Annotated in this window: 14 protein-coding genes; 6 read left to right on the top strand and 8 right to left on the bottom strand. The window is 62.6% G+C overall.

The genetic code is table 11. The annotated features are described in order from the left end of the window. Positions 1-17: 17 nt before the first annotated feature. On the bottom strand, positions 18-299 hold the full coding sequence (locus KDB76_RS00525) for a YheV family putative zinc ribbon protein (RefSeq protein WP_013970292.1): 282 nt from the start codon (positions 297-299) through the stop codon (positions 18-20). After that, positions 296-2,383, bottom strand: coding sequence for an oligopeptidase A (prlC, locus tag KDB76_RS00520; protein WP_023661440.1), 2,088 nt, complete (start codon positions 2,381-2,383; stop codon positions 296-298). The genes KDB76_RS00525 and prlC overlap by 4 nt, the downstream gene beginning before the upstream one ends. A gap of 66 nt (positions 2,384-2,449) precedes the next feature. On the opposite strand from prlC, the gene KDB76_RS00515 reads away from it, so the two are divergent. Both KDB76_RS00515 and KDB76_RS00510 read left to right on the top strand, forming a co-directional pair. After that, positions 2,450-2,998 carry a gamma carbonic anhydrase family protein gene (locus tag KDB76_RS00515; RefSeq protein WP_023661439.1) on the top strand — a complete coding sequence of 183 codons (549 nt, stop codon included), beginning with the start codon at positions 2,450-2,452 and terminating at the stop codon, positions 2,996-2,998. A 121-nt stretch (positions 2,999-3,119) separates the two neighbouring features. Further along, positions 3,120-3,770, top strand: coding sequence for an HAD family hydrolase (locus KDB76_RS00510; protein WP_038408479.1), 651 nt, complete (start codon positions 3,120-3,122; stop codon positions 3,768-3,770). A 122-nt stretch (positions 3,771-3,892) separates the two neighbouring features. Here KDB76_RS00510 and KDB76_RS00505 read toward each other — a convergent pair whose 3' ends face one another. Further along, positions 3,893-4,966: an aminopeptidase gene (locus tag KDB76_RS00505; RefSeq protein ID WP_038408478.1), complete on the bottom strand. Its 1,074-nt coding sequence runs from the start codon at positions 4,964-4,966 to the stop codon at positions 3,893-3,895. 85 nt (positions 4,967-5,051) lie between these two features. On the opposite strand from KDB76_RS00505, the gene KDB76_RS00500 reads away from it, so the two are divergent. Both KDB76_RS00500 and KDB76_RS00495 read left to right on the top strand, forming a co-directional pair. Then, positions 5,052-5,465, top strand: a complete 414-nt coding sequence (locus KDB76_RS00500) for a hypothetical protein (protein ID WP_038408476.1) — start codon at positions 5,052-5,054, stop codon at positions 5,463-5,465. Between the two features lie 55 nt (positions 5,466-5,520). Next, positions 5,521-5,934, top strand: a complete 414-nt coding sequence (locus KDB76_RS00495) for a hypothetical protein (RefSeq protein WP_013970286.1) — start codon at positions 5,521-5,523, stop codon at positions 5,932-5,934. 34 nt (positions 5,935-5,968) lie between these two features. On the opposite strand, the gene KDB76_RS00490 is transcribed toward KDB76_RS00495, so the two are convergent. Together KDB76_RS00490 and KDB76_RS00485 are read right to left on the bottom strand one after the other, a co-directional pair. Then, the gene (locus KDB76_RS00490; protein WP_003261043.1) at positions 5,969-6,202 is read right to left on the bottom strand and encodes a DUF1161 domain-containing protein; all 234 of its coding nucleotides are present in this window, start codon (positions 6,200-6,202) and stop codon (positions 5,969-5,971) included. Positions 6,203-6,275: 73 nt separating this feature from the next. After that, positions 6,276-6,701 (bottom strand): OsmC family protein, encoded by a 426-nt coding sequence (locus tag KDB76_RS00485; RefSeq protein WP_013970285.1) that lies wholly within the window; start codon positions 6,699-6,701, stop codon positions 6,276-6,278. Positions 6,702-6,853: 152 nt separating this feature from the next. Between KDB76_RS00485 and KDB76_RS00480 the strand changes: the two genes are divergently transcribed. Further along, positions 6,854-7,858 carry an LLM class flavin-dependent oxidoreductase gene (locus KDB76_RS00480; RefSeq protein WP_013970284.1) on the top strand — a complete coding sequence of 335 codons (1,005 nt, stop codon included), beginning with the start codon at positions 6,854-6,856 and terminating at the stop codon, positions 7,856-7,858. A 98-nt stretch (positions 7,859-7,956) separates the two neighbouring features. On the opposite strand, the gene KDB76_RS00475 is transcribed toward KDB76_RS00480, so the two are convergent. Next, a complete protein-coding gene (locus KDB76_RS00475) occupies positions 7,957-8,178 on the bottom strand; it encodes a DUF1161 domain-containing protein (protein ID WP_023661435.1) in 222 nt (73 codons plus the stop codon). Positions 8,179-8,279: 101 nt separating this feature from the next. Then, on the bottom strand, positions 8,280-8,495 hold the full coding sequence (locus tag KDB76_RS00470) for a dodecin (RefSeq protein WP_013970282.1): 216 nt from the start codon (positions 8,493-8,495) through the stop codon (positions 8,280-8,282). Between the two features lie 150 nt (positions 8,496-8,645). Between KDB76_RS00470 and KDB76_RS00465 the strand changes: the two genes are divergently transcribed. After that, the gene (locus tag KDB76_RS00465; RefSeq protein ID WP_003261039.1) at positions 8,646-8,969 is read left to right on the top strand and encodes a DUF883 family protein; all 324 of its coding nucleotides are present in this window, start codon (positions 8,646-8,648) and stop codon (positions 8,967-8,969) included. On the opposite strand, the gene KDB76_RS00460 is transcribed toward KDB76_RS00465, so the two are convergent. Next, positions 8,966-9,862: a LysR family transcriptional regulator gene (locus KDB76_RS00460; protein WP_013970281.1), complete on the bottom strand. Its 897-nt coding sequence runs from the start codon at positions 9,860-9,862 to the stop codon at positions 8,966-8,968. The two genes, KDB76_RS00465 and KDB76_RS00460, sit on opposite strands and share 4 nt — an antisense overlap. Positions 9,863-9,940 lie beyond the last annotated feature (78 nt).

Below are 9,940 nucleotides of genomic sequence, written 5' to 3'. Positions count from 1 at the left end.
CGGGCGGCACGACGGCTTTATTCAGCCGGTTTCTTCAGCTTCGGGTTGGGGAAGAACTGCACCGTCTGTACCTTGGCCGGCGCGGCTTTCGGTTCCAGATGATTGACCCGGGTGCCGAGTTCCTTCGGCACCGACAAGCCCTGCTCGTTGAGGGTGTCGGTAAAGCCGCAGGCCACGCACTCGCGGTGCGGTACGCCGTCTTCGTTCCACATCATCAGCTTGTCGGTCTCGCTGCACGCCGGGCATACCGCCCCGGCAATGAAGCGTTTCTTGGTCTTGTTCACGGCTACCTCGCTCATGCTGCAGCGTCCTCGCTCAGGCCACTATGGCGCAGCAAGGCATCGATGGAAGGCTCACGGCCACGGAAGTCGACGAATAGCTCCATCGGCTCGCGCGAACCACCACGTGCCAGGATCGCCTCGCGGAAGGCTCGGCCGGTTTCGGCATTCAGCACGCCTTCTTCCTCAAAGCGCGAGAAGGCGTCTGCCGACAGCACCTCGGCCCACTTGTAGCTGTAGTAGCCCGCCGCATAACCACCAGCAAAGATGTGCGCAAAGCTGTTGGGGAAGCGGTTGTACGCCGGTGGGCGCATGACGGACACCTCGTCGCGCACGCCTTCGAGCACCTGCAGCACGCTGCGGCCGTCACCATGGGTTGCATGCAGCTCGAAGTCGAACAGCGAGAACTCCAACTGGCGCACCATCATCATTCCCGACTGGAAGTTCTTTGCCGCCAGCATCTTGTCCAGCAGGTCCTGGGGCAGGGGGGCGCCAGTTTCGTAGTGGGAGGAGATCAGTGCGAGGCCTTCCGGCTCCCAGCACCAGTTTTCCATGAACTGGCTCGGCAGTTCGACCGCGTCCCAGGCCACGCCGTTGATACCGGATACACCGGCATGCTCGATGCGGGTCAGCATGTGGTGCAGACCGTGGCCGAACTCGTGGAACAAGGTGGTGACTTCATCGTGGGTCAAAAGCGCCGGCTTGCCGGGCGCGGCCGGGGTGAAGTTGCACACCAGGTTGGCCACGGGGCTCTGCAACTGGCCAGCGGCTGTGCGGCGACGGTCACGCGCGCCATCCATCCAGGCGCCGCCACGCTTGTTGGCGCGCGCGTAGAGGTCGAAGAAGAAGCGGCCGACGTGCTGGCCGTTTTCCTTGATCTCGAACAGGCGCACATCCGGGTGCCAGCTGTCGAACCCCTTGAGCTCGGCAATCTCGATACCGTAAAGGCGCTGCACGATGCTGAACAGGCCACCCAGCACCTTGTCGATCGGGAAGTAGGCGCGCAGGGCTTCCTGCGACACGCTGTAGCGCTGCTCGCGCAGCTTCTCGCCGAAGTACCCGGCGTCCCAGCTGGCCAGCTCAGGGCAGCCCTGCTCGGCGGCATAAGCCTTGAGCTGCTCCAGGTCCTGGGCGGCGAACGGCTTGGACCGCTTGGCCAGGTCACGCAGGAAGCTCAGCACCTGGTCACTGGACTCGGCCATCTTGGTGGCCAGGCTAAGCTCCGCGTAGTTCTTGTAGCCCAGCAGTTCGGCCAGCTCCTGGCGCAGGTCAAGGATTTCTTGCATCACCGGGCCGTTGTCGAACTGGCCGGCATTCGGGCCCTGGTCCGAGGCGCGGGTGCAGTAGGCCGCGTATAGCTCTTCGCGCAGGGCGCGGTCGCTGGCGTAGGTCATCACCGCGTAGTAGCTGGGGAATTCCAGGGTGATCAGCCAGCCGTCGAGGCCCTTGGCCTGGGCGGCCGCGGCCATCTGCGCCTTGGCCGAATCGGTCAGGCCGGCCAGCGCGGCTTCGTCGGTAACATGCTTGGTCCAGGCCTGTGTGGCGTCGAGCAGCTGGTTGGAGAAACGGCTGCCAAGCTCGCTGAGCTTGCTCTGCACTTCGGCGTAGCGCTGCTGTTTATCCGCCGGCAGGTCGATACCCGACAGGCGGAAGTCCCGCAGGGCGTGCTCGAGGATAGTCTTTTGCGCCACATCGAAGCCGGCGGCTTCGGGGCTGTCGATCAGCGCCTGGTAGGCTTCGAACAGCGCACGGTTCTGGCCCAGTTCGGTAGAGTAGGCGCTCAGCGCCGGCAGGCATGACTCGTACGCTTCGCGCAGCTCCGCGCTGTTGCACACCGCATTGAGGTGGCTGACCGGGCTCCAGGCGGCGCCCAGGCGGTCATTCAGTTCGTCCATGGCCAGCACCAGGCCAGCCCAGGTAGGGTTCTTGCCCTGCTTTTCGAGGATCTCGGCAATGGCTTTACGGTTGTCGGCCAGGATCGCTTCGATCGCCGGCAACACGTGTTCGGCACGGATTTGCGAGAAGGGCGGCAGATCGTAGGACTGCAGAAGCGGGTTGTTCGCACTCACGGTTTGGATACCTTGGCAGAAGAAACACTGCCCCATCTTAATTACAATCGACGCCGACCGCAGCAGGCAGCCTGCCTATCGGCACAGATGAGAGACGCTATCATGGCCACCCGAAGCTTCCAGCAACACACTCCGAAAGTTGGGCCCAGGGCCTTCGTCGACCGATCGGCGGTAGTACTGGGCGACGTGGAAATCGGTGAAGACAGCTCCGTATGGCCTTTGACTGTGATACGCGGCGACATGCACCGCATCCGCATCGGCGCGCGTACCAGCGTGCAGGACGGCAGCGTGCTGCATATCACCCATGCCGGCCCGTTCAACCCGGACGGCTTCCCGCTGATCATCGGTGACGAAGTGACCATCGGCCACAAGGTCATGTTGCATGGCTGCACCCTGGGCAACCGCATCCTGGTCGGCATGGGCAGCACTATCATGGACGGTGCCATCGTGGAGGACGAAGTGATCATCGGCGCCGGCAGCCTGGTGCCGCCGGGCAAGCGCCTGGTCAGTGGGTACCTGTACATGGGCAGCCCGGTGAAGCAGGCTCGGTTGCTGAACGACCAGGAACACGCGTTCTTCGCCTACAGCGCCAGTAACTACGTGAAGCTCAAGGACCAGCATCTGGCCGAAGGCTACGATCAACCTGAATGACCGCATTCGCGGGTAAACCCGCTCCCACAGGTACGGCGCCGGCCTCAGGCCCTGTGATATCCCTGTGGGAGCGGGTTTACCCGCGAAGAAGACCACGCAGCATTCAAAGTGGAACCCGCAAATGCATCAGCAAAACATCCTCTTCGACCTCGACGGCACCCTGACCGACCCACGCCAGGGCATCACCCGCTCGATCCAGTATGCCCTGGCCAAACTGGGCATCGATGAGCTGGACCTCACCCGCCTCGAGCACTTCATCGGCCCACCCCTGCTGCAGGCCTTCATGCAATTCTACAGCTTCGACGAAGCCAAGGCCTGGGATGCGGTGAACTTCTATCGGGAACGCTTCAGCGTCACCGGCCTGTACGAAAACCTGGTGTTCGAAGGTGTGCCGGAGCTGCTCGAGGCCCTGAACGGGCAGGGTCGCACGCTGTACATCGCCACCTCCAAACCGTGGAAGTTCGCCCGCGAAATCGCCCGGCACTTCGCCTTCGACCACCACTTCAAGGTGATCTATGGCAGTGAGCTGGATGGCACACGCACCAACAAGGTCGAGCTGATTCGTCACCTGCTTGAGGAAGAAGGGCTGGACCCGGCGAAGACGCTGATGATCGGCGACCGCAAGCATGACCTGATCGGTGCGCGCAGCAATGGCTTGCAGGCGGTGGCGGTGGGGTACGGGTTTGGTAGCCAGGAAGAACTGATGGCGGAAGAGCCGGCCTACCACTTTGCTACCTTGGCCGAGATGCATCAGGCATTTCTCAAGGCTTGATGGCCTGGGGGCTGCTTTGCAGCCCATCGCGACACAAGGCCGCTCCCACATCGATCGGCGTAAGCAGGACCTTTGTGGGAGCGGCCTTGCGTCGCGATGGGCCGCAAAGCGGCCCCAAATTCTCACAGGTTCACCATCAACCGCTGCAACGCCACCTTCCGCTCTTCAATCGGCAACTGCCCCAACTGCTCGACCCGCTGATAAAACCGCTCCCAGTCCCCACCCACCTCACGGAACACCGCCGCAAACGCCGGTACCCACTGGTCATACAGCCCGAACGGCAGCAACTTGGCATTGCTCATCGGCCCATACATCCAGGCGTCATAACGCTTGTCACCACCCCACTGGGCATCACGCACCTGCCGGTATTCCCGCCTAAGCCGCTCGAACTCCGCCTGCTTGGCCGCCCGCTTCTGCACATCATCCAGAGGCCCGGCATAAATCGCCTGCAACCGCTCGCGGCTGGCCAGCACCAAACGGATGAATTGCTCACGCTGCTGCCCCTGCTCCCCGCCAGAGGCAGCCAGGCCCCGCGCCACACGCCATTGCCGCGTGCCTTCCTGCTCGACGAAGGAGGCAAACGACTCGTTGAACTCGGTGTCGTCCTGCACATAGAAGCGCTGGTGGGCCAGTTCATGGAAGATCAGCGTGGCCAGGCGCTCGTCGCTCCAGCCCACCATCGACGACAGGATAGGGTCGTCGAACCAGCCCAGAGTCGAATAGGCCTCCACGCCGCCCACGTACACATCCATGCCATCCTGGCGCATCAACGCCGCCGCCCCACGTGCCGCGCCTTGCTGATAATAACCGCGATAGGCCACACACCCCGCGATCGGGAAGCAGTGCGTCACTGGCTGCAACGACAACTCGGGGGTAGCGAACACATTCCACACCACATAGGGCCTGCCAATGTCGGCATACACCCGGTAGCTGCGATTGTCCGGCAGCTTCAGCTGCTGGCTGGCAAATACCCGCGCCTGCCTGGCGTGTTCCAGGCGCGCGCGCAATTGCGCCGAAGTGGCCGGGTTGGCCACTACTTGCTCCACCGGCTGCCGTGCGCGTAGCAGCTGCCACTGGCCCTCGGCCAACTGCCCATAGTAGGCGGCGCTGCTACAACCGTTCAGCAGGAGCACCGCCAGCAGGGGAACCAAACGGGTGAAAACAAGGTCGAGTGGCCCAGGGCCTGAGCGCTGCATAAGAATAAGTCGAAGCATCCGGAACTGTCTGACTCGCTCAAGGCCGATTCACTCCAAGACTATCTCGCCAAGGGGGCGTTTCGCCATGCGTGCACTGTTGGTCACCGGCTCATTGCTGCTGATATCCGCCTGTTCGACCTTGCCAGACACGGACCCGAACCAGGCCTGGATCGACCTCACGCCCTACGACAACACCTCGCTGCACGCTGTGCAGGTAGATGAACGCGACTGGGCCGATAGCCGTTACTTCGAAGTACAGCCCGGCAGCCACGAGCTGACCGTGCGCTACCAGTTTCCGGTTACCCCCAGCAATATCGGCCCGGTCGAGGAGCCTTTGTGGCGGGATTGCCAGGTCAAGCTGACCTTCAAGGATTTCAGTGCCGGTCAGCGCTACCAGTTGCAGGCTGGCAGCATCGGCTTCCGCCCCTGGATCAAACTCTATGACCGTCAGCAAAAGCTGGTTGGCCAGGGCTCGCCTGCAGGCTGCCAGCGCACCTGAAACGCACAAACGGCGCTATGCTTGTAGCCTATAAGTCGCAAGTGGGAGTCTTGCCATGCGCCAGCCCATGATGCTGATCGCCCTCAGTGCACTGGGGGCATGCGCCAGCCCCTTGCCGCCCGTCGACCCCAAGCAGGCCTGGGTCGATCTGTACACCATGACTCCCGGCAGGGTGATCATGGCCGACCGCCTCGACGGCAAGCGCCTGGAAGATGGCCGTTACTTCCAGGTGACGCCGGGCAAGCACGAACTGGTAGTGCGCTTCGATTACGAGATCTACGGGGGCGGCCTCATGACCCAGCCCCGGGATCGTACCTGCTACCTGACTGTGCGCTTTGACAACTTCAAGGCCGGTGAGCGCTATCGCCTGGAGGCACGGGCGCCGGTAATGGAGCCGCAAGTGCTACTGTATGACGGCAGCCGCAAGGTGGTGGTGAACGAGCCTAGCGAGGTGTTCTGCATTCCTTGATATGGGGCTGCTTCGCAACCCCAGGCTCTGGAATCTACCGATCATTCTTCTGATAAATGATCTTCTTGGTCCCGCCATCGCAGGTCCCGACGACCATGTTCTGGTCCTTGACCTCGCTGTTGGGCACGATCTCCAGGGTATAGGACGAAACACCCTGGGCCTGGATCTTGGCCTCGATCTCGGCTTTGAGCTCCTCGCACGGCTTGACCGCCGCCAACGCAGATGTGGCGACCAGGGAAGCCAACACGGTGATTGCTACGCGAATCATGAAACGGCTCCTGAAAGGGCAGCGTGCTGCCGACGCTGTTTAGACTACAGCAAACCGCCCTCATTGCACGGCTTCATCCCACCAGCGCTGCATCCAGGCTGATCTTCGCGTTCAACACCTTGGACACAGGGCACCCGGCCTTGGCCTTGTCGGCGATCTGCAAGAACTGCGCTTCACTCGCCCCAGGTACCTTGGCCCTGAGCACCAGATGCACCGCCGTAATGGCAAAGCCATCAGCTTGCTTGTCGAGTGTCACTTCGGCAGCGGTGTCGATCCTGTCCGGGGTGAACCCCGCTTCGCCCAGCATCATCGACAGCGCCATCGAGAAACAGCCGGCATGCGCCGCACCAATCAGCTCCTCCGGGTTGGTACCGGGCGAGCCCTCGAAACGGGTGTTGAAGCCGTAGGGGTTCTGCTTTAGCGCGCCACTTTCGGTAGAAAGCAGGCCTTTACCGTCCTTCAGGCCACCTTGCCAGATCGCCGATGCTGTCTTTTTCATGATGCCTCCTGGTCTCGGGTTACATGCTTATGGCTTCAGAGGTCAGCCGCCTACGGCAAGTTCAGAGCAATCGCACGGCAAGCATTGAATCCGTCGAATGTGCCCATACAGAGTTGAAAAGGCCTGTGGCCAAACACCTTTGCGGAGGCTCCATGACGCAGCTGCGTGACCTGAAGATTTCCACCCTCGACCTGGTGCCGGTACGCGCCGACGCCGGCCCGGCGCAGTCGCTGCGCAACTCGCTGGACCTGGCGCAGCACGTCGAGCGCTTTGGCTACAACCGCTTCTGGGTAGCCGAGCACCACAACATGGACGGCATCGCCAGCTCGGCGACTTCGGTGCTGATCGGCTACCTGGCCGGGGGGACCTCGAGCATTCGCGTGGGCTCTGGCGGGGTCATGCTGCCCAACCATGCGCCGCTGGTGATCGCCGAGCAGTTCGGCACCCTGGCCAGCCTGCACCCGGGACGCATCGATCTGGGGTTGGGCCGCGCACCGGGTTCCGACCAGATGACCGCCTACGCCCTGCGCCGCGACCGCGCCGGCGGCCCGGATGACTTCCCGGACGATGTCGAGGAACTGTCACGCTACCTCGGCCCGCGTACCGATGATCAAAAAGTGATCGCCGTGCCAGGGCACGATACCGAGGTGCCGATGTGGCTCCTCGGCTCTAGCCTGTTCAGCGCTCAACTGGCCGGCATGCGCGGCATGCCCTACGCCTTCGCCTCGCATTTTGCGCCGCGCTACATGCACGAGGCGATCCGCGTGTACCGCAACCACTTCAAGCCCTCGACCACATTGGACAAGCCGTATGTGATGCTGGGCATCCCCATGGTGGTGGCGGAAACCGACGAAAAGGCCGAGTACCTGGCCACTTCGGTGTACCAGCGCATCCTCGCGCTGATTCGCGGGCAGAGCCTGATGCAGAAGCCGCCTGTGGAAAGCATGGATGGGCTGTGGCTGCCCCATGAACGGGACGCGGTGGGTAGCTTCCTCGGCCTGGCGATGATTGGCAGCCCGCAGAAGGTGCGGGCCAAGGTGGAAGTGCTGCTGGAGCAGACCGGGGCAGATGAGCTGATCTTCACCTGTGATTTGTATGAGCATGCGGACCGGATTCGGTCCTATGAACTGATGGCGCAGGCTCTCAAGACCGCGTGATCTTCTTCGCAGGCTTGCCCGCTCCCACAGGTACAGCGTCGCTCTCTGGCCTGTGATATGCCTGTGGGAGCGGGCGAGCCCGCGAAGAGGCCAGCATATTAGCCGCGGCGGTACACAATCTCCTTGGTACCACCCTCGCAGCTGCCAATCACCTTGCCGGCCGGGTCGCCCTTGTCGACGATCTCCAGCTTGTAGCCGGTGACCCCCTTGGCATCCAGCTTGGCCGCAATCTCTGCCTTGAGCTCCTCGCACGGCTTGCCCGCCGCCAGCGCTCCACCGGCCAGCGTCATCAGGCCCAGCGCCAGAATCAGTTTGTTCATCACTCGCTTTCCTTGTGCAGATGAAATCAGAAAAGGCGCCCGCCAAGGCGCCCCCTCCCTAAATACCCCATCATGCCGGGCTCATCCAGCCCGGCAGTGTTTCAGCTATTGGCGATACGGAAGCCGACCTTCAGCGTGACCTGGAAGTGCGCCGCCTTGTTATCACGGATATGGCCACGGGTATCTATCACTTCGAACCACTCCAGGTGCTTTATGCTCTTGCCGGCTTCGGCCAAGGCATTGTTGATCGCCTCTTCGATGCTGGTGGTCGAAGACCCCACCAGCTCGATCTTCTTGTAGGTGTGATGATCGGTCATGAGCGCTCTCCTCGGATGATGGTGAGATTGAGCCTAGCAGCGCAGGCCTGGTTTACCTGCGAGCGGTCACCATTGACGAAAGTTCGATCGCACTTTCCCGCGTGCCCAAGGTCGCAATCCTTACAGCCCATACTGCAAAGGAGAGTCAACATGCACCGCAATTCGCTGCGTAGAACGTCCCTGGAAAGCATGGAAGCGGAGATCGAGAGCCTTCTGAAAAGCCTGGAAAACCTCAAGCATGATGCGTCGGAGGAGTCCCAAAAATCGGTGAAGGCAATCCGCAGCAACGCCGAGAGTGCCCTGCGTCATTCGCGCCACCTGTTGAGCGATGCCTACGAGGAAGTGAAACACCGCACCCGCCAGACCGGCATCGCCACCCGCGACTATGCCCAGGAACACCCGTACACAACTGCCGGCGTTGCCATTGGCGCGCTAGGCTTGCTGGCGGCGTACCTGATGTGCAAACGCAACTAAGCGCCCTGTCGCGCCAGTTCCGCCCTTAGCCACTGCGCCAACTGCTCGGCGCGCCCGTCCGCGGCGCGCCTGGGCACCCACAGCGCCAATGCCGCAGGGGTAGGTGAAAAGCCCCACGGCGCACTCAAACGGCCAGCTCGCAGGTCGTCAGCGACCAGCGGCTGCGGCGCAATCGCCACACCCAGCCCGGCCACGGCAGCTTCCAGCAGGTAATACAGGTGCTCGAAGGCCTGGCCATAGTGGAGGGCCGCCGGCTCCAAACCCTGTTCCAGCGCCCAGGTCGGCCAAGCCTGCGGGCGCGAGGTGGTGTGCAGCAAGGTTTCGTCCAGCAAAGCCTTGGCCGGCGCGCCATGCAAGCGCTCGAAACCGGCGAAATGCGGGCTGAGCACCGGCCCGATGCGCTCCTCGGCCAGCACATGCACTTGCATGTCCGCCGGCCATGGCGGCTCGGCATACACCAGCAGCGCATCCAACCCTGGCCGCCGTGGGTCCAGGTCGCCTTCACCGGCCGAAAGGTGCAGACGCAGTTCAGGTAAATCCGCCTGCAGCCGCCCCAGTCGCGGGATGAACCAGCGCGCCAGCAGGCTGCCCGAGCAGCCCAGCACGAACGGCGCCTCGCTGACGTTGTGGCTGAGCTCGGCGCACACGCTGCGCAGGCGATCGAAAGCTTCGCCACTTGCATCGCGCAGACGTACGCCGGCATCTGTGAGTTTGATGCCACGCCCGTCCTTCACGAACAGCGCGACGCCCAGGTGCTCTTCAAGTACCTTGATCTGCCGGCTGACGGCGCCATGGGTGACGTGCAGCGCTTCGGCCGCCTGGCTGACGCTGTTGAGCCGTGCGGCAGCCTCGAAAGCCCGAAGGGCGTTGAGGGGAGGGAGGTCGTGGGCCATTTTACCTGTGAGTTTTTCTTACAAGTTTGCGCAATCTTATCGGTTTTCAGCTGGGCTTGCCGTGGTTAGAGTAAAGCC

The sequence above is a fragment of the Pseudomonas sp. JS425 genome (assembly GCF_018223845.1).
Taxonomy (GTDB): Bacteria; Pseudomonadota; Gammaproteobacteria; order Pseudomonadales; family Pseudomonadaceae; genus Aquipseudomonas; species Aquipseudomonas asiatica.
The sequence above is the reverse complement of the archived record's forward strand: the minus strand, read 5'-3'. Positions and strand labels throughout refer to the sequence as shown.

Excerpts from the sequence above, each read along its gene's own strand:
- KDB76_RS00525 (WP_013970292.1), bottom strand. The coding sequence starts at position 299 with ATGAGCGAGGTAGCCGTGAACAAGACCAAGAAACGCTTCATTGCCGGG.
- prlC (WP_023661440.1), bottom strand. The coding sequence starts at position 2,383 with ATGGGGCAGTGTTTCTTCTGCCAAGGTATCCAAACCGTGAGTGCGAAC.
- KDB76_RS00515 (WP_023661439.1), top strand. The coding sequence starts at position 2,450 with ATGGCCACCCGAAGCTTCCAGCAACACACTCCGAAAGTTGGGCCCAGG.
- KDB76_RS00510 (WP_038408479.1), top strand. The coding sequence starts at position 3,120 with ATGCATCAGCAAAACATCCTCTTCGACCTCGACGGCACCCTGACCGAC.
- KDB76_RS00505 (WP_038408478.1), bottom strand. The coding sequence starts at position 4,966 with ATGCAGCGCTCAGGCCCTGGGCCACTCGACCTTGTTTTCACCCGTTTG.
- KDB76_RS00500 (WP_038408476.1), top strand. The coding sequence starts at position 5,052 with ATGCGTGCACTGTTGGTCACCGGCTCATTGCTGCTGATATCCGCCTGT.
- KDB76_RS00495 (WP_013970286.1), top strand. The coding sequence starts at position 5,521 with ATGCGCCAGCCCATGATGCTGATCGCCCTCAGTGCACTGGGGGCATGC.
- KDB76_RS00490 (WP_003261043.1), bottom strand. The coding sequence starts at position 6,202 with ATGATTCGCGTAGCAATCACCGTGTTGGCTTCCCTGGTCGCCACATCT.
- KDB76_RS00485 (WP_013970285.1), bottom strand. The coding sequence starts at position 6,701 with ATGAAAAAGACAGCATCGGCGATCTGGCAAGGTGGCCTGAAGGACGGT.
- KDB76_RS00480 (WP_013970284.1), top strand. The coding sequence starts at position 6,854 with ATGACGCAGCTGCGTGACCTGAAGATTTCCACCCTCGACCTGGTGCCG.
- KDB76_RS00475 (WP_023661435.1), bottom strand. The coding sequence starts at position 8,178 with ATGAACAAACTGATTCTGGCGCTGGGCCTGATGACGCTGGCCGGTGGA.
- KDB76_RS00470 (WP_013970282.1), bottom strand. The coding sequence starts at position 8,495 with ATGACCGATCATCACACCTACAAGAAGATCGAGCTGGTGGGGTCTTCG.
- KDB76_RS00465 (WP_003261039.1), top strand. The coding sequence starts at position 8,646 with ATGCACCGCAATTCGCTGCGTAGAACGTCCCTGGAAAGCATGGAAGCG.
- KDB76_RS00460 (WP_013970281.1), bottom strand. The coding sequence starts at position 9,862 with ATGGCCCACGACCTCCCTCCCCTCAACGCCCTTCGGGCTTTCGAGGCT.